This is a genomic window from Variovorax sp. OV084, from assembly GCF_900111625.1.
Lineage (GTDB): Bacteria > Pseudomonadota > Gammaproteobacteria > Burkholderiales > Burkholderiaceae_C > Variovorax.
Genome location: NZ_FOII01000002.1, coordinates 782,598 through 800,535, shown reverse-complemented (window position 1 = coordinate 800,535; position 17,938 = coordinate 782,598). Strand labels below are relative to the sequence as shown.

Here is a 17,938-nt window from a genome sequence, read left to right as displayed (position 1 = left end):
AATATGAAGGAAATAGAAGAAACACCGTCCGGCCTGAACGACCGCATCGCGCAGCGCGTGCGCGACCTGCGTGCGCAACGCGGCCTCTCGCTCGATGCGCTGGCCACGCACTGCGGCGTCAGCCGTTCCATGATCTCGCTGATAGAGCGAGGCGAAAGCAGCCCCACCGCCGTGCTGCTCGAAAAGCTCGCGACGGGTCTCGGCGTGTCGCTGGCCTCGCTGTTCGAGGTGCCCGCGCCCGCCGCCGATCCGGTGTCGCGCCTGGCCAGCCAGCTGCAGTGGCGCGACCCGCACTCCGGCTATGTGCGGAGGAACGTCTCGCCGGGCAGCTTTGCATCGCCCATCCAGATCGTCGAGGTGCTGTTTCCGCCCAAGGCCCGCGTGGCTTATGAAACCGCGGCGCGCGAGCCGGTCATCCACCAGCAGGTGTGGGTGCTCGACGGCGTCATCGAACTCACACTGGGCGACGACCAGCATCGGCTCGCCACCGGCGATTGCCTGGCGATGGTGCTCGACCGCCCCATGAGCTACTACAACCCCTCGCGCACTACCACCCGCTACGCCGTGGTGATCGCGACCGTGCCCTCTTCGTGGAGATGAACAACATGACGAATTTCGAAGCGCCCCGCATCCATGTCCTTTCTACTGTGAGCGATGCCCAGGTCCAGGCGCTGGCCGACCTGTTGATCGATTGCGTCGAGGGCGGCGCGTCTGTCAGCTTCATGCTCCCGCTGGCCCGCGAGCGCGCCCTCGCGTTCTGGCGGAAGGTGGCCGACGGCGTGGCGCGCGGCGAACGTGCATTGCTCGTGGCTGAAGACGCCGAGGGCCTCCTCGGAACAGTGCAGATCGTGCTCGACCAGCCCGAGAACCAGCCTCACCGCGCAGAGGTCTCGAAGATGCTGGTGTACCGCAGGGCGCGGCGCCGGGGCATCGGCGCGCTGCTGATGCAGGCCGCCGAGGACCAGGCGCATGCGCACGGCAAGACCTTGCTGGTGCTCGACACGTCGAGCGCCGAAGCCGAGCGGCTCTATGCCCGCATGGGCTGGCAGCGCGTGGGCGTGATCCCCGGATTCGCATTGCTGCCGGAGGGCGAACCGTGCAGCACCACCTTCTTCTATCGCGCGCTGCAGGCCCGCGCACAGGTACCGGCGGCAGGCTGAGCCGGACAGATTTGTATCGCACCTTGTCTGGCACGCGGCCAGATACGGAGCGCGACCATTCAGTGCCTGCCCCGACACACTGCGAAGGCAGGTGCTGCGATGCAATGGGTGCTTCATCCACTCGACACGAAGCCCGCCATGACCATGCACTCGTTCCATCGTCCATCAGGCCGCGCGCTGGCCGCCGTCCTGATGCTGACCGCAGCCTTCGCCGCGCAGGCACAGTCGTCTTCCGCGGCAACCGATCCACGCGGCCGCTGGATCACCGCGAACGGCAACCTCGAAGTGGAGCTCGCACCGTGCGGCACCGCGCTGTGCGGCACCGTCACCAAGGTCCTCGGCAATCGATCGATGGCGCCCGGCGGCGGCGACATGCAACCCGCCGACAGCCGACCGGCCCTCGGCATGACGCTGCTGAAAGACTTCACGCCAGTCGATGCGACCGATCCGTCCCGGCCACCCACCGAATGGGCCGGGCAGATATACAACCGCGAGAACGGCAAGACCTACAGCTGCAACATGTCGGTCAGCACCACCGGCAATCCGGCGGGCGAGCTGCTGCTGCGTGCGTACGTCGGGCTGCCGCTGTTCGGCAAGACACAACGCTGGGTGCGTGCCGCGTCGGACAACTGAGTTGCCATGCGCGGCCGGTCGGTCAGTCGGTCAGGCGCACCACGCGCCCGCTGCGCACGCCCAGCGATTCGCCATCGCGCCACGCAGGCCGCCCGTTGACGATGACGGCATCGATGCCCTCCGCGCGCAGCGTGGGGGCCTCCCAGGTTGCGCGGTCGGCAATCATGTCGGCATCGAACACGGTGATGTCGGCAAAGGCGCCTTCGCACAGCACGCCGCGGCCGGGCAGGCGGAAATGCCGGGCCGTCAGCCCCGTCATCTTGTGTACCGCCTGTTCGAGCGAGAACAAACCGACGTCGCGGCAGTAGTGGCCCAGCACGCGCGGAAAAGTGCCCCACAGGCGAGGATGCGGTGACGCGTCGTGCGGCATGCCATCGGAGCCGATCATTGTTTGAGGAAAGGCGAGCACGCGCCGCACGTCGGCCTCGTCCATCAGGAAGTAGATGGCGCCGGCCGGCTGCAGCAAATCGACCGCATCTTCCATCGACACACCGAGGCGCTGCGCGATCGCGTCGAGGTCCATGCCCGCGAACTCGGGGTGTGGCTGTGACTGCGTGACAATGATCCGGCTCGACACCGCAATGCGGTCCTTGCGCAGGATGGTGGAGCCCGCGCAGTAGGGATAGCAGTCGAGCGCGATCGGCTGCTGCGCCATGGCCTCGCGCACGTGGGCCAGGGTTTGCACCGAACGGCCATGGTTGCGCGGGCCGATGAGCTTGTGGTGCGACACCACCACCGGTGCCTGCGCCGCGCGGCCGATCGCGAAGGCTTCGTCCAGCGCGGCGAAGACATGGTCGCCCTCGTCGCGGATGTGGCTCGCGTACACGCCTCCGTAGGGGCCGATCACTTCGGCGACTTGCGCCATCTCTTCGGTCGTGGCCGGCATGGCCGTGGGATAGGCCGCGCCGGTGGACAGCCCGATGGCGCCGCTGGCCATGGCCTCGGCGAGCAGCGCCCGCATGCGTGCGATTTCTTCCGGCGTGGCGGCCCGGTCTAGGCGCTCCATCGTCGCCGCGCGCAAGGTGGTGTGGCCCACCAGGCAGGCCGCGTTCACCGCGGCGGGCGCAGCTTCCAGGCGCGCGAGGTAGGCCGCGAAGGTGGCGTCGCCGAATAAGGCGGGGTCGTGGCCCAGCAGGTTCAGCGGTGGCGGCACGGTGGCGCCGGCCGGAGCGCCCCAGGGCGCGAGGCTGATGCCGCAGTTGCCGGTGACGACCGTCGTCACGCCCTGGCTCAGCTTGGCCGGCATGTCCGGCTCGAGCAGGAGGTAGCGGTCGTCGTGCGTGTGCGAGTCGATGAAGCCCGGCGCCACGATGCGGTCGGTGGCGTCGATCTCGACCGTGCCACGCAGCGCCGACAGCTCGCCGACGGCAGCCACGCGCGCACCGCGGATGCCGACATCGGCCTGGTGCCGTGCGCTGCCGGTGCCGTCGATCAGTGTGCCGTGGCGCACCACGAGGTCGAAGTCGGCCATGTGCGTGCGCGCGCTTCAGTCGAGCTTGGCGCCCGAGTGCTTGACCACGTCGGCCCACACGGGGCGCTCTTTCCTGGCGAGGTCGAACAGGTCCTGGCGCGGACCGGTGTGGACCTCATAGGCCTGGGCGGCCAGCTGCTGCTTCACCGCGGGCGAATTCAACGCCTTGTTGAAAGCCGCGTTGAGGGCATCGAGGATCTTCGGATCGACGCCGGCCGGTGCAACGTAGCCGGTCCACGCCACGGCCTGGTATTTCTTCAGGCCGGTCTCCGCGATGGTGGGCAGCTCGGGCAGGCGGCTGTCGCGCGCGGCGCCGGTCACGGCCAGCGGCGTGATCTTGCCGCCCTTGAGGTGCGGAGCGATGGAGGTGATGTTCTCGAACACCAGGTCCACCTCGCCGCGCATCAGCGCCATGTCGGCTTCCAGCCCGCCCTTGTACGGGATGTGCACGATGGACACGCCGGCCATCGACTTGAACATCTCCGCGCTCAGGTGGCCGGTGGTGCCGTTGCCGCCGGAGGCCACGGTGAGCTTGCCGGGCTGCTTCTTGGCCATGTCGATGAGGCCGGCCACGTCCTTCACGCCGAGGTCGCTGCGCACGGCCAGCACGTTCTGCACGAAGCCGGTCAGTGCCACCGGGGCGAGCTGCGTGTCGGCGTCGTAGGGCAGCTTCTTGTAGAGCGACTGGTTGATCGCCAGCGTCGCCACGTTGGCATAGGCGATGGTGTAGCCGTCCGCGGGGGCGGCGATGGTGGCCTGCGTGCCGATGATGCCGGAGGCGCCGACGCGGTTCATCACCACCACCGACTGGCCGAGGTCGCGGCCCACCGCATCGGCGAGCAGCCGCGAGACGATGTCGGGCGTGGTGCCGGCGTTGAAGGGCACGATCAGGGTGATCGGCTTGTCGGGGTACGCGGCCTGCGCGTAGCCGCACAGGGCCAGCGCGGCCAGCGGCGCGGCCAGCACATTCAAGAGCCAGCGGCGGGAGGCAAAGGAACGGACGTTGAAGAACGACATGGTCAAGGCTTTCTGAAGAAGATCGATGGAGGGGCTTGCGGTCTCCTGGGCGACGCTGCGCCGGGGCATGGCGGCGTCGGCCTCGTTGCTATGGGAATGGATGAGATGGGCGCTACGCCATCACGGACTGCAGGACCGGCAGGTCGACGTTGCCGCCCGAGAGAACGAGCACGGCGCTCTGCCCGCGCAGCGAGACATGGCCGGCCAGCATGGCCGCGAGCGCCACGCTGCCGCCGGGCTCGACGACGAGGTGCAGTTCCTCCAGCGCGAATCGCATCGCGCGGGCCACCTCCGCATCCGTCACGGCGACGGCCTCGTGCAGCAGCGGCTGGTTGATGGCGAACGGCAGCTCTGCGGGCGTGACGGCCTGCAGGGCATCGCACAGCGTGCGCGCGCCGGGTGCGTTGGTCTCGCGCCGGCCGCTGCGCAGCGAGCGCACGGTGTCGTCGAAGCCCGCGGGCTCGACGGCCACGCGCCGCGCGCCGGGGCTCAGCGCATCGAGGGCCAGGCAGCAGCCGGCCATGAGGCCGCCGCCGCCGCACGGCGCTGCGAACAGGCCCAGGGTTTCCCGCGCACCGGCCGGCAGGTCTTGCAGCGCTTCCAGTGCCACGGTGCCCTGCGCGGCCAGCACCTCGGGGTGGTCACCCGGCGGAACCAGCCTGCCGCCGGTCTCGGCCAGCAGGCGCATGCCGATGTCCTCGCGGCTTTCCCTCTCGCGGTCGTAGTGGACGACCTTCGCGCCCTGCGCGAGCGCGCGCGCCACCTTGGTCTTCGGGGCATCGACCGGCATCACGATGGTGGCCGACACGCCCAGTTGCCGCGCCGCCCAGGCAATCGCCTGGCCGTGGTTGCCCGTCGAATAGGCCACCACGCCGCGCTCCCGCTGCTGCGGCGTGAGTGCCAGCAGGGCATTGAAGGCGCCGCGGGCCTTGAAGGAGCCGGTGACCTGCAGGCTCTCGGGCTTGATCCACACGGTGCCGCCCGCCAGCGCGTCCAGCGGGGGCGAGCGCAGCAGCGGTGTGCGCTGCACGTATGGCGCAATGGCTTGTGCGGCGCGCAGCACGTCTTCGAAACGGGGCACGCGCATCGTGCCGAGCATCGCGTGCTCGATGTGGTCCGGCAGCGCCGCGGCAGAAGAAGTGGTGGAGGTGCTCGTCATCGCGCAGTCCTCCTTCACGCCGGTTGCCACACCGGGGGCTCGGTGCTGCCGGTCTGGCTGGTGAGGCGGGTGTAGGCCTCCAGGCGGCGGTGCTGGGCGAAGTTGAAGATGGTGTTGCGGCCCAGCTGGCACATGTCCAGGTTGCAGTCGGCCACCACCAGCTCGTCGTCCCAGCTGGTGGCCATGGCCATGATCTCGCCCTGGGGGTTCACGATGACGGAATGGCCCATCAGCTCGAAGCCGTCTTCATTGCCGGCCTTGGCCACGCCCACGCCGAAGGTGGCGTTCTGGTAGCACCCGGCCTGGATGGAAAGCTGCGAGTGGAAGTTGCGCAGGTGGTGCGCCTCGAAGCCGCGGTTCTCCTGGTTCACCGCCGGCGTGTTGTAGCCCAGCATGACCAGTTCGACCTGCTGCAGCCCGAGCTCGCGCCACGATTCGGGCCAGCGGCGGTCGTTGCAGATCAGCATGCCCAGGTTCACGCCGTCCACCTGGCCCACCGGCGCCCGCACGACCGGAAAGCCCAGGTTGCCTACCTCGAAGTAGCGCTTCTCCAGGTGCTGCACCTTGCGGATGGTGGAAAACTCCTTGTGCCCCGGCAGGTGCACCTTGCGGTACTTGAGCACGATCTCGCCAGAAGGCGCGATCACCACCGACGTGTTGAAGCGCCGCTTGCGCACCACGCCGGTCTCGTCGGCCTCGTGGGCGATCTCGGCGTAGCCCAGGTAGCAGGTCAGCCCATAGCGGCGGATGGCATCGAAGATCGGCTGTGTGGCGGGCGAGGGCAGCGCCTCCTCGTACCACGCGTCGGCCTCGTCGAGGTTCTCGACGTACCAGCGCGGAAAGAAAGTGGTGAGCGCCAGTTCGGGAAACACCACGACATTGGCGCCGCGCTGATGCGCGCGCTCCAGCAGGCGCACCATGCGGGCCACGACGGCATCGCGGCCTTCGGCTTTCTGGATGGGCCCGAGCTGGGCGGCGGCGACGGTGATCAAGCGGTTCATGGCGGCAGAAAAGTTGGTCTGAGCCAAATGATCTGGCCCGCCGCCCCTGCGGCCAACTGCGCCTGAACCGTCCCGGCAGGCCGCGAGGGCATGCTTCGAATCTGCCGCAAGTGATTGATTTCAAACACAAAACTCGTGGCGCCCAAGGCGCCCCGACCCGCTCGTCGATAACCGCGCGTTATGCCCTGGGGACAAAAGGTGATGGACGTCCGGCCCGCGCTGTCAATGGCGCGCAACGAATGGCCCGGCTCAGGGGCGAGGCGCACGCACGGGCGCATCCTCGCCCGGGTGCTCCGGCAGCGTGAGGGCGAGCGCACTGTCGCGCCCCTCCTGCTTCAGCAGCCGCTTGAATACGGCCAGGAATTCCTTCGCCATGGCCGACAGCGGGCTGACGTTGGTGTGGATCAGGTAGATGCGGTGCGCGAGCGCGGGCGAGAGCGGCTTGAGCACCACGCCATCCGTCATCACCGAGCGCCGCGCACCAAAGGCTTCGATCAGCGCCACGCCGACGCCTTCACGCACCAGCGCCATCGCCTCGGGCGTGGAGCGGATCTCGACGTCGGCGCGCAAGGGCAGGCCCGACGCGGCGAGGAAGTCGGCCGTGAGCCGGCCGAAGGGCGTGTCGCGCCCGTAGCCGATGAAGGTCTGGCCCACCAGGTCGCTCGCGCTGATTGCCTCGGCCTGCGCCAGTGGATGGCGCTCGGGCACCGCGCATTCGATGAAACTGTGGCCGATCGCCCGCGATGCCGCGTTGGCACTGGCCGGCGGCGGCATCGAGGAGATCGCCAGGTCCGCGTGCCCCAGCAGCACGTGCGGCAGCAACTGGTCGAACGGCAATGGCCTGTACTTGATGCGTACGTCGGGATAGCGGGCCCGGAAGCGCTTGATCGCCACCGGTATCAGCCACTCGCTGAAGCTGGGGCTCGAAACCAATGACAGCTCGCCCTGCGAACCGCCGACCAGGTCGGCCGCCAGTGCATTGAAGCGGCGCACGCCCTCCAGGATGCTTTCCACTTCCGAGAACAGGCGGCGCGCCTCGGGCGTTGGCTGCAGGCGCCCGCGCACGCGCTCGAACATCAGCATGCGCAGCCGGCCTTCCGTCGTGGCCAGCACGCGGCTGACGGCCGGCTGGGAAACGCACAGCATGCGCGCCGCCCCGCTGAGGGTGCCGGCAATCATGATGGCGTGGAAGACTTCGATCTGCCGCAGATTCAGCGGCACCGGCGGGGTCAGGAGCGTGGCAGGCATGGCGCGGGACACCATGCAAGTAGCACGCCACTGCGCGGAGGCTGCGCGGCCTGCAGCCTGCTAGCGCGCCCCGAACGCCGCGTTCTCGAACAGATCCTTGAACTCGCGCGGCTGCGAGCGCCAATACTGATGCGGCGCTTTTACCTGCGCGCCCAGTTCGGCGGCGGCATGCCATGGCCAGCGCGGGTCGTAGAGGATCGCGCGTGCGAGCGACACCGCATCGGCCTGCCCCTTGACAATGATTTCCTCCGCCTGCCGCGGCTCGGTGATGAGGCCCACGGCAATGACCGGCATGCCGACCTCTGATTTCACGCGCTCGGCAAACGGCACTTGGTAGCCCGCGCCGAGCGCGATGGCCTGCTTCGGCGACACGCCGCCGCTCGATACGTGGATGGCCACGCAGCCGCGCGCTTCGAGCGCCTTTGCAAAGGCGACGGTGCCCTCGAGGTCCCAGCCGCCCGGCACCCAGTCGATGGCCGAGACGCGCACCCACACGGGCTTGTCGGCGGGGAAGACTTCGCGTACCGCATCGAACACCTCGAGCGGAAAGCGCATGCGGTTATCGAGGCCGCCGCCGTATTCGTCTTCCCGGTGGTTGGCCAGCGGCGAGAGGAACTGGTGCAGCAGGTAGCCATGCGCCGCGTGGATCTCCAGGCCATCGAGACCCAGTCGCGCCGCGCGCCGTGCGGCTTCGACGAAGGCGTTGCGGATGCGGGCGAGCCCTGCGGCATCGAGCGCGATGGGTGGGTCTTCGGTGGGCGCATGGGGTACGGCCGAGGGCGCATACGCCTTCCAGCCGCCGGGCTCGTCCGGCCGGATCTGCTTGCCGCCTTCCCACGGTGCACGGCTCGATGCCTTGCGCCCCGCGTGGCCCAGTTGCATCGCGACCTTGATGGGCGAGTGCGCACGCATCGCATGCAGCACGCGCGCCAGGCCTTCTTCATTGGCATCGGAATACAGCCCGAGATCGCCGGGCGAGATGCGCCCCTCGGCTTCCACCGCCGTCGCTTCAAGGATCAGCAGCCCCGCTCCCGAGAGCGCGAGATGGCCCAGGTGGATCAGGTGCCAGTCGCCCGGCGTGCCATCGACGGCGGAGTACTGGCACATCGGCGCGATGACGATGCGGTTGTCGATCTGCAGGGGGCCGAGCCGCAGGGGCTCGAAGAGACGGGGCTTGCTGATGCTGTCGTTGCTCATGACGATGCGGCTCCACAGGTGCTGTAGTTGCGCGAATTCTGCGGGGTCTTCGCGATCGGTGCCGGGGCCGGCGCGGAAGCCTTGCGGCTCAGGGCGGTATGGATCAGCAGCGCGCCGACCACCATCGCCATGCCCACCGCCTCGTTCATCGTGGGCAGCCTGCCCAGCGCCGCGCTCATCAGCAGCGCAGACACCGGCACGAAGTTGATGAAGGCCGTGCCCGTCACTGCGCCCAGCGTGCGCACGCCGTAGTTGAAAGCCAGCACCGCGATGGCCGAAGACACCAGGCCGACGTACAGCAATGCCTGCCACGACAGCCGCAGGCCTTCCATGCTGGGCGCATGCGTCCAGCCCAGCAGCGTGCCGACCAGAGCCGTGGCCAGCAGCAGTGGCCACGAGGCCAGCACCGTGAGCGCGGTGTACTCGATCACGTTGAGTTCCGGAAAGCGCGCCGCGCCGCGCGTGTACCAGACCCAGCCCAGCGTTCCGACGAAGGCCACCGCGTCGCCGAAGAGCGTCGATTCGCCCGAAGCCCCGGCGCCGAACAGCAGCCCCGACACGATGGCCACGCCCAGCAGCGACAGCGCCGTGGTCAGCAGCGTGGAGCGGCTCGGCCGCACGCCGTCGAGCGCCCAGCGCAGCAGCTGCGTGGTCATGGGCGTGGTCGCCATGATCACCGCGCCGTGCGAGGGCACCGAGTGCGCCAAGCCCGCCAGCAGCATCACGCTGAAGATGCCGAAGCCCGCGAACCCGCGCACCGCCAGCGGCCCGGCATGCTGGCGCAGCTTGCGCCACGGCGCCGCCCCGCGCGGAACGATCAGCAGCACGAACAGCAGCGCGGACATGCTGTAGCGGATGAGCGTGAACCACGCCGGCTCGACGTGGTGCAGCACGCCCTTGCTGACCAGGAACATGCCGCCCCACCCGGAGGTGGCGAGCAGCAGCGCGGCGATGCCGAGCAGGCGTTGGCGATGGGACATGGGGAAGCCTTTTCTTGCAATGAATCAATGCCCCAAGAATCGGTGCTGGGGCCCGCAAATGCCATTCGCTTCTTTGGACAGGGGTCTCCAAAAAAGCGAACAGACTGAAGCGGCCGCCAAGCTCACAATCCGCTCCCATGGAGCTCTACCAACTCAAGACCTTCGTCGCCATCGCCAAGGAAGGCAGCCTGACCCGCGCCGCCGAGCGCGTGTTCACCAGCGCACCGGCAGTGAGTGCCCAGCTCAAGGCGCTGGAAGACGAGCTCGGCGTGAAGCTGTTCGAACGCACGCCGAAGGGCATGTCGCCTACCGAGGCCGGCCTCAGCCTGCTGGAAGAGGCCGAGCGCACGCTGGCTTCCGCATCGCGCATGCGCTCGGCGGCCGACCAACTGCGCGGTGCGGCGCAGGGCGTGGTGCGCTTCGGCACCGTGGTCGATCCGGTGGCGCTGCGGCTCGGCGAGGTGCTGGTGAAGCTGGCGGAGCGCCATCCGCAGGTCGCGCTGCAGCTGAAGCAGGGCCTGTCGTACGAAACGCTGTCGGCAGTGCAACGCGGCGATCTCGACTGCGCTTACGTTCTCAGCGACGGCGAGCAGATCGATGGGCTGGAGCTGCACCGCCTCGGCGTGATCGACCTCGTCGTGACCCTGCCGCTGCCGGTGGCCGAAGCGCACCCCGACCTCTCGCTAGACCAGCTTACGAACCTGCCATGGGTGGGCACGCCGCCTTCGTGCATCCTGCGCGTGCATCTCGAAAAGCTGTTCGCCGGCGCAGGCCGTGAATACCGCCAGGGCCGCACGGCCGATGGCGAGAGCGCCATCCGCAGCATGGTCGCAAGCGGCATGGGCGCGGGCCTGATGCGGCTCGACCAGGCAGAGCAGGGCGAGCGCAATGGCGAACTCGCGATCTGGAACGGATGGCGTTCGCACACGTGGCTGTGTTGGGTTGCGCCGGCTGAGGGCAGGCGGCCTGTGGCGGTCGATGCTGTGCGCAGTGCGGTGATGGAGGCGTGGGCTTGAAGTGTTGGCGTGGCTCGTTCGGGGCGTGATCGTTCAGCGAGCAGGGACAAATTTTCACCACCCAGTGCTCATTCTTAAAAGCTTCTTCTTAACGGGCATGCCAAACGGCTTATTGCCCGCACAACGAGCCGCCGATACCTTCGAATCGCGCCTCATCCGAGGCGCGATTCGCATGGAAAACGGACAACCACAATGGCTCATTCACTCCCCGCGTTCCGGCCCAACTTCGGCCGGCGCCTGCAACAACTACTGGCGTGTGCCGCGCTGCTCGCGGCCGCCACCGTCACATCGGCCGCCGAGCCCGCCAAAGATCATCCGCTGGTCGGGCGCTACGAAGGCTCGGTGATGGATGCCTTCCAGAGCAAGGACTACGACGAAGTCGGCCTGCTGCGCGAACCGATCCAGAACTGGGGCGACCCCGTGCCCAAGCCGCGCCTGCTGCAAGTCGCGGGCAAGGTCTCGCTCTACTACTACCGCCTGCCCGATGGTCGCTCGCTGCTCGAAGTGCAACGCAACTACGAGGCTGGCCTGAAGGCCAAGGGCTTCCAGACACTGTTCGCGTGCGCCACCACCGACAGCAGCTGCTACAAGAAAGACCCCGACCGCGAAACGCCGTTCACCGACGTCTCGGTGCTGGCCAACACCATCGACACGCCCGAATGGCCGATGATCGGCCGCGGGCGCCAGTTCGTGAGCAACTATTTCGACAACAGCGGCCGCTACCTCCTCGCGCAATACGACGGCCCCAACGGCAAGGTCTACGCCAGCATCGCGCTCGCCGAAGGCAACAGCCGCGGCAACTTCGCCTTCGTGCGCGTGGTCGAGAGCAAGGCGATGGAGAGCGACAAGATCGTCTTCGTCGATGCCACGGCCATGCAGAAGGGGCTGGCGGAGAACGGCCGCATCAGCCTCTACGGCATTCACTTCGACCTCGACAAGGACAGCATCAAGCCCGACTCGCAGCCCACGCTCGACGAGATCGCCAAGCTCATGCGCAGCAACCCGCAACTGCGCGTGCAGGTGGTGGGCCACACCGATGCGCAGGGCGAAGAGCCGCACAACGCAGACCTCTCGCGCCGGCGCAGCGTGTCGGTCATTGCGGCGCTTGCAAAGACGGGGCTCGATGCGCGGCGCTTCACTTCGCGCGGCGCCGGTTCCAAGGAGCCGGTGGCGCCGAACACCAACGAAGAAGGTCGCGCGAAGAACCGTCGCGTCGAGCTGCTGCGGCTGTAGCCGCGCGGTCAGTCGGCGGTCAGCTGACGGTCGTCAGATCGGGGCCGGCTTGCAGTCGGTTTCCATGGATTGCCGGGATGGCAGGCCACGCTTGGGCCTGTCATCATTCGCGGCTGCATGAATAACGACTCGAAGAATTTTCTTGCCGATCTGTTGAATCGCGCCAGACAAGCCCTGGCGGACCCGGCGGGTGTGCTGCCCGCGGCAACGCCCGCCACCGGCGAAGCAGGGTGCGTGGTGTTCCTTGCCACTGGTGAAGACGACAGCCGGGCTCGCGTGGTCTCGGGGCGCGGCGCCGACATCGACGCCGCATGGCGCGCCGCCGCCGAGAAAGCCAAGCGCACCGGCCAGGCACCACAGCGCCTGCGCGCCGAGGTGGTCGACAAGGTCACGCCCATGAGCTGGGCCGCGCTGAAGACGAAGCTCGCCAAAACCAAGCGCAACTACTTCAACGAAGGCATCGCCTTCGATGCGCGCTTCGAGTTCGCGCTGCTCGCGCAGGAAATGCACGGCAGCGCGATCCTCTACAACGGCGACGTGGAGCATGCCGAGCCCAACACCGGCAACCTGCGCCTGCACTGCAAGCGGCGCTTCGGCCGCGAGATCGACTTTCCGACTGACGACGCAGCGCTCGTATGGTGCTTCACCACGCGGGCCGTGTACGTGGATGCGAAGGGTGCATGGCTCATCACCGCCGAAGGCCAGGCGGCTGGATTTCGCGAGCTGCGCGAATGGAATGCGCGGCAAGTCCATGCGCTGGTCGACAACGCCGGTAACTACCTCGCCGAGCAGGTCAAGCCAACGGGCGAGTTCCACTACGGCTGGTTTCCCTGCTTCGACCGCGCTATCTCCACCTACAACACGCTGCGCCACGCCAGCTCCACCTACGCGATGCTGGAAGCGTGGGAGTTCACGCGCAGCGACACGCTCAAGGCCGCCATCGACCGCTCGCTGGCCTTCCTCACCGGCACGCTGATCCGCCCGGCCCATCTGCCGGACGGCACACGCGCCGCCTACCTGCTGGACATCGGCAGCGAGATCAAGCTCGGCGGCAACGCCGTGTGCCTGCTCGCGCTGGTCAAGTACACCGAACTCACGGGCGACAGGAAATACCTGCCGCTGCTGGAGCAGCTCGCGCTCGGCATCCGCCACATGCAGGATGCGGAGACGGGCAGCTTCGTGCACGTGCTGAATGCGCCCGCGCTCGACGTGAAGGACAGGTTCCGCGTCATCTACTACGACGGCGAGGCCGCCTTCGGCCTGATGCGGCTGTACGGCCTCACGCGCGACGAGCGCTGGCTCGCGGTCGTCGAGAAGGCCTTCGATCATTTCATTGCCGCCGAACACTGGCGCGCACACGACCACTGGCTGAGCTACTGCGTCAACGAACTCACGCGCTACCGGCCCGAGACGCGCTACTACCAGTTCGGCCTGCAGAACGTGGCGGGCTATCTCGACTTCGTGCTGGAGCGCATCACCACCTTTCCCACGCTGCTCGAACTGATGATGGCCGCGCGCGACATGGTGCTGCGGCTCGAAGCCGATCCCGCATTGCGCCCGCTGCTGGCCGGGCTCGACCGCGACAAGTTCGACCGCGCGCTGGCATACCGCGCGCGCTACCTCGCCAATGGCCACTTCTGGCCCGAGCTGGCGATGTTCTTCCGTAACCCGGCGCGCATCGCCGGCTCGTTCTTCATCAAGCACCACAGCTTTCGCGTGCGCATCGACGACGTGGAGCATTACCTCTCGGGCTATGTGGCGTATCACCGGATGCTGAAGGAGCGCGAGGCGCAGCAGAGCGCGCAGGCGCCGACAGCTACCGGTGTCGTTGCCTGGGGCGGTGACGTGAATCTTGCGCGCCGCCAGCACTACCGGCTGCACGAACTCGGCGGCGCGAAAAAGATGCTCGGCGACATCGCCGCGCTGCGCGAGGCAGACCTGCGCATCGCGAACCTCGAGTGCGTGGTTGCCACCATCGGCGAGCAGGGCGTCGACAAGGACGAGACGGCTCCCTACTACTACCGCGCCCGCCCCGAAATGCTCGCGGTGCTGACCGAGGCCGGCATCGGCATGGTCACCACCGCCAACAACCACAGCGGCGACTACGGCCCCGATGCGCTCATGGAACAGCAGGGCCTGCTGGACGCGGCGGGCATCGCCCACGCCGGCACCGGCCGTACGCCAGAGGCCGCGTTGCGCCCGGCGTTCCGGCGCGCGGGCGGCGTGCGCGTGGCGCTGTTCTCGCTCGACGCCACGCAGCCCGAATTTGCCGCCACCGCCGAGCGTGCGGGCGCCGCCTGGCTGTCGCTGGACGACCCTGCTGCGTGGACCGCCGCGCTCGCGCCGCGCATCGAGGCCGCGCGCCGCGAGGCCGATGTAGTGCTGGTGGCTGTGCACTGGGGCGCCAACCTCGAGACCGAACCCACGCAGGCCGAGATCGAAGTCGGCCATGCCATCGTCGATGCCGGCGCGGACGCGATCCTCGGTACTTCGGCGCATGTGCTGCAGGGCATCGAGATCTATCGCGGCCGGCCGATCCTGCACGACGCCGGCGACCTGCTGTTCGACTCGGTGCGCAACGACTTCGCAGACTCGGGCGTGTTCTCGCTGACGCTGGGGCCGCGCGGTGTCGAGGAGGTGATGTTCACACCCATTGGCGTCGGCTTCGGTTTCTCGCGGCAGCTCGAAGGTGACAAGGCGCAGGCGCTGAGCGAGCGCTTTGCGGCGCAATGCCGCGCGCTCGGGACGGAGATGGTTCTGGTGCCTGGCGGCCGTTGCGCGGTGCGACTGTCGCCGCCCGAGCGGCCTGCCTTTCGGCCCGACTCGGCCTCCGCAGCCGCACCAGTCTTCAGCCCGGCGCCTGTCGTGGAGCCGGTACAGACACCACGGCCCGAATGGCTGGTCGACGCCGTGCCCGAAGACGCGCGCATCACGCCACTGCAGATCGGCCCGCTGCGCCTCGTGGGCCTGCGCTGCACGCCGCGGCAGATCGTCGGGCGCCGCATGCTGTGGGTCGAATCTTTCTGGACCGCTGACGAGCCTGTTGCGGCCGACCTGCGCTTGTACTTCCGCGCGATGCCGATGCGCAGCACCCGCATGCCGCCCTGGGGCGAGAGCATGGACCACGACCCCTGCGACTGGATGTGGCCTACCAGCCGCTGGGAGCCCGGCCGCATCTACCGCGACCGCTACGGCCTGCGCCCGCCGCGCGGCGGCCTGCTGGAAAGCGACGTGCTGCAGCTCGAAGTGAGCGTGCGCGGCACACTGCCTGACCTGCCACCCGCGCGCCGTCTCGCGCTGTGGTGCGGCCTGCGCGTGCCGGACGCTCCTACGCCCTTGCCGGAACGCACAGCGCCAGTGCTCATGGCCGACCGCCCCGGCGCAGGCCCCGATCCCGCGCCCGTGTGGACCGCCGAGCAACTGCAAAAGGCCACGCGCGGCCGATGGCTCGTCGAGCCGCCGCCGGGCTGGTTCGCCAACTCGGTGGTGCGCGGCCCGGTCCACATGGGGCTGCTGCCGAAGCCCTCGCTCTTCGTCGCCTCCGACTACCGCACACTGGCCGCGCACGAGAACTACAGCAAGCCGCGCACCGACAACTGGGACCGCCACCTCGAATTGCCTCGCCTGCACTCCGAGCTGGCTGGCGCCGTGGTCGCGCACGCGGTGGACGGGCTCGACCCGGCCTTCCCGCTGCTGCAGGTGGACGACCCCATTGCCGCAATGCTCGCCATGGGCGCCGCCGCGCGGGCGCGCTACAAGGGCTTCGTGGTGGGCGTGACCGGCACGGTAGGCAAGTCGTCCACCATCGCAATGCTGCGCGACCTGCTGCCCGAGCGCGCGCGCGTGCACACCACCATCGACAACTACAACTCGCGTGTCGGCGTGCCGGCCATGCTGGCCAACCTCGGGCCCGACGTGGACGTGTGCATCCTCGAGATGGCGCAGAGCGGGCTATGGATGGACCGCGGCCCGATCTCGCTGGTGGCGCGGCCGCACGTGGCACTCATCACCGAGATCGGCCTGTCGCAGACGCGCCAGGCCTCGACGCTGGAGCTCACGGCCGAATACAAGTCGCGCATCTTCCTGGGGCTGGAGCCCGGCGGCGTGGCGATCGTGCCCGATCACATTCCCTGCCTGCAGCAGGTGGTTGCAGCGGCTGCGCGCACGGCGGGCGCCGTCTGGGTGGTCGGCGCCGGGCCCGAGGCCAACGTGCGCATTGTGGACACCCGGCCCGAGCCCGGCGGCGGCTGCCGCGTGCGTATTGCCGTGCCGGGGCGCACGCTGGAGTACCTGTTTCCGGTCGAGAGCGCGGGGCTGGTGCGCAACTCGGCGCTCGCATTCGCGGCCCTGCTGGCCATGGGCTTCGATGGCGAGGCCGCCTGCGCGCGCATGCCGCACGTGCGCCTGCCGGCCTCGGTGATGCAGGTGCGCGCGCTGCGCACGCAGGCCGGCGTGCAGGCCACGCTGATCGACGACAGCTGGAACGCCGAAGTCATGTCGATGCATAACGCGATGGAGTTCGTGCGCACCTGGCAGCGCGCGGAGAGCAGCGGCCCTGTGATGCGCAAGATCGGCGTGCTGGGGCGCATCGTCAATCTCGACAACGACGCCGAGGCCATGCATCGCAGCCTGGCCGGGCCGCTGCTGGCCTCGGGCATCCAGCACCTCGTGACGCACGGCGAAGAAATGCGCTGGCTGCGCGAGGAAGTGCCCGCCGAACTGCTCGGCCCGCACTTCGACAACGCCGTGCAGCTCGCGAACTACCTCGAAGGCTTCTTGCGCGACGGTGACCTGGTGCTGGTGAAGGGCGACCGCGACCGATCCGACTTCGGTAGCATCCCCGCACTGCTGCAACGGCTATGACTGCATCGAGCCTCTTCCGTCGATATGCGCGCTGCGCCCTCGTTCTGCTCGCGCTGGCGCAGGCCGCCTGCGCGCAGCGCACCGGCCCCGACGTGCCGCGTCCCTTCGCCGCGGCCAACGACGAAGTGCTGCACTGGAACCAGCCCGCCGACCGCGCCGGTTGCCCCGACCGCAACAGCTACCTGTGGGTGCAGACCGCAGAGGGCCCCGCCTGCATCCGCTACTTCGCGAGCGACGACATCGAGGGCGCGCGCATCGCCATCGTGCAGTTCTCGGGCGACCGCGACAGCGTGATGGACCAGGCGCCCACGCGCATTCCCGATAACACCGAAGACCTGCGCATGCTCGATGCGCAGCGCAGCCGCGACCGCGCGGGCGTGCCGTGGATCTTCGTGGCGCGGCCCGGCACGTACGGCTCTTCGGGCGATCACCGCAAGCGCCGCCAGCTGGTGGAGTTCCACGCGCTCGATGCCGCGCTCGACGCGCTCATGCAGCGCCACAGGCTGCAGCGCATCGTCATCGTCGGCCACAGCGGCGGTGCCACCGCGGGCGCCGCGCTGCTCACCCTGGGCCGCACGCGCGTGGCCTGCGCGGTGCTGACTTCGGGTGCCTACGGATTGCTGGAGCGCGCGCGCCTGCTGGGCCGCTCCAAAGACGGCCGCACCGACACCACCGGCAGCGCGCAGTTCTATGACCCGCTGGACCACGTGGGCGGCGTCGTGCGCGACCCGGCACGGCGTATCGTGCTGATCGGCAACCGCGACGACAGGAACACGCCCTTCGCGCTGCAGGAGCGCTTTGCCGACGCTGTGTCCAAGGCCGGTCATCGCATCGAACTGCGCACGCACGCCGCCGAGCCGCCCGACTACCATGACCTCAAGGACCGCATCGCGCTGCGCACCGCTTCGCAGTGCGCGCGCGAGGCGTTGTTCCCCTAAACAATTCCGGCAGGCAGGAGAC

The 17,938-nt window shown here is 68.7% G+C and carries 14 protein-coding genes; 7 read left to right on the top strand and 7 right to left on the bottom strand.

The annotated features are described in order from the left end of the window. Positions 1–3: 3 nt before the first annotated feature. From BMW87_RS10015 to BMW87_RS10005, 3 genes are all read left to right on the top strand, one after another. Positions 4–600, top strand: coding sequence for a helix-turn-helix domain-containing protein (locus tag BMW87_RS10015; RefSeq protein WP_093076031.1), 597 nt, complete (start codon positions 4–6; stop codon positions 598–600). 5 nt (positions 601–605) lie between these two features. Beyond that, on the top strand, positions 606–1,160 hold the full coding sequence (locus BMW87_RS10010; protein WP_371258800.1) for a GNAT family N-acetyltransferase: 555 nt from the start codon (positions 606–608) through the stop codon (positions 1,158–1,160). A 99-nt stretch (positions 1,161–1,259) separates the two neighbouring features. Beyond that, positions 1,260–1,793, top strand: a complete 534-nt coding sequence (locus tag BMW87_RS10005) for a DUF2147 domain-containing protein (RefSeq protein ID WP_256216712.1) — start codon at positions 1,260–1,262, stop codon at positions 1,791–1,793. Between the two features lie 22 nt (positions 1,794–1,815). Here BMW87_RS10005 and BMW87_RS10000 read toward each other — a convergent pair whose 3' ends face one another. From BMW87_RS10000 to BMW87_RS09970, 7 genes are all read right to left on the bottom strand, one after another. Then, positions 1,816–3,264, bottom strand: a complete 1,449-nt coding sequence (locus BMW87_RS10000) for an N-acyl-D-amino-acid deacylase family protein (RefSeq protein ID WP_093076028.1) — start codon at positions 3,262–3,264, stop codon at positions 1,816–1,818. 15 nt (positions 3,265–3,279) lie between these two features. Then, positions 3,280–4,350 (bottom strand): Bug family tripartite tricarboxylate transporter substrate binding protein, encoded by a 1,071-nt coding sequence (locus BMW87_RS09995; RefSeq protein WP_256216711.1) that lies wholly within the window; start codon positions 4,348–4,350, stop codon positions 3,280–3,282. A 43-nt stretch (positions 4,351–4,393) separates the two neighbouring features. Then, the gene (locus BMW87_RS09990; protein ID WP_093076093.1) at positions 4,394–5,380 is read right to left on the bottom strand and encodes a threonine ammonia-lyase; all 987 of its coding nucleotides are present in this window, start codon (positions 5,378–5,380) and stop codon (positions 4,394–4,396) included. A gap of 74 nt (positions 5,381–5,454) precedes the next feature. Continuing rightward, the gene (locus BMW87_RS09985) at positions 5,455–6,441 is read right to left on the bottom strand and encodes an N-carbamoyl-D-amino-acid hydrolase (RefSeq protein WP_093076091.1); all 987 of its coding nucleotides are present in this window, start codon (positions 6,439–6,441) and stop codon (positions 5,455–5,457) included. Positions 6,442–6,690: 249 nt separating this feature from the next. After that, positions 6,691–7,689, bottom strand: a complete 999-nt coding sequence (locus tag BMW87_RS09980; protein ID WP_093076025.1) for a LysR substrate-binding domain-containing protein — start codon at positions 7,687–7,689, stop codon at positions 6,691–6,693. A 60-nt stretch (positions 7,690–7,749) separates the two neighbouring features. After that, on the bottom strand, positions 7,750–8,886 hold the full coding sequence (locus tag BMW87_RS09975) for an NADH:flavin oxidoreductase/NADH oxidase (RefSeq protein ID WP_093076023.1): 1,137 nt from the start codon (positions 8,884–8,886) through the stop codon (positions 7,750–7,752). Continuing rightward, positions 8,883–9,866: a DMT family transporter gene (locus BMW87_RS09970; RefSeq protein ID WP_093076022.1), complete on the bottom strand. Its 984-nt coding sequence runs from the start codon at positions 9,864–9,866 to the stop codon at positions 8,883–8,885. Before BMW87_RS09970 ends, BMW87_RS09975 begins: the two co-directional genes overlap by 4 nt. Before the next feature lie 137 nt (positions 9,867–10,003). Between BMW87_RS09970 and BMW87_RS09965 the strand changes: the two genes are divergently transcribed. From BMW87_RS09965 to BMW87_RS09950, 4 genes are all read left to right on the top strand, one after another. Beyond that, positions 10,004–10,882: a LysR family transcriptional regulator gene (locus BMW87_RS09965; RefSeq protein WP_093048165.1), complete on the top strand. Its 879-nt coding sequence runs from the start codon at positions 10,004–10,006 to the stop codon at positions 10,880–10,882. A gap of 192 nt (positions 10,883–11,074) precedes the next feature. Then, positions 11,075–12,115, top strand: a complete 1,041-nt coding sequence (locus tag BMW87_RS09960) for an OmpA family protein (RefSeq protein WP_093076020.1) — start codon at positions 11,075–11,077, stop codon at positions 12,113–12,115. 117 nt (positions 12,116–12,232) lie between these two features. Beyond that, on the top strand, positions 12,233–16,978 hold the full coding sequence (locus BMW87_RS09955; RefSeq protein ID WP_093076019.1) for a CapA family protein: 4,746 nt from the start codon (positions 12,233–12,235) through the stop codon (positions 16,976–16,978). After that, the gene (locus BMW87_RS09950; protein WP_093076017.1) at positions 16,975–17,916 is read left to right on the top strand and encodes an alpha/beta hydrolase family protein; all 942 of its coding nucleotides are present in this window, start codon (positions 16,975–16,977) and stop codon (positions 17,914–17,916) included. Before BMW87_RS09955 ends, BMW87_RS09950 begins: the two co-directional genes overlap by 4 nt. Positions 17,917–17,938: the final 22 nt, after the last annotated feature.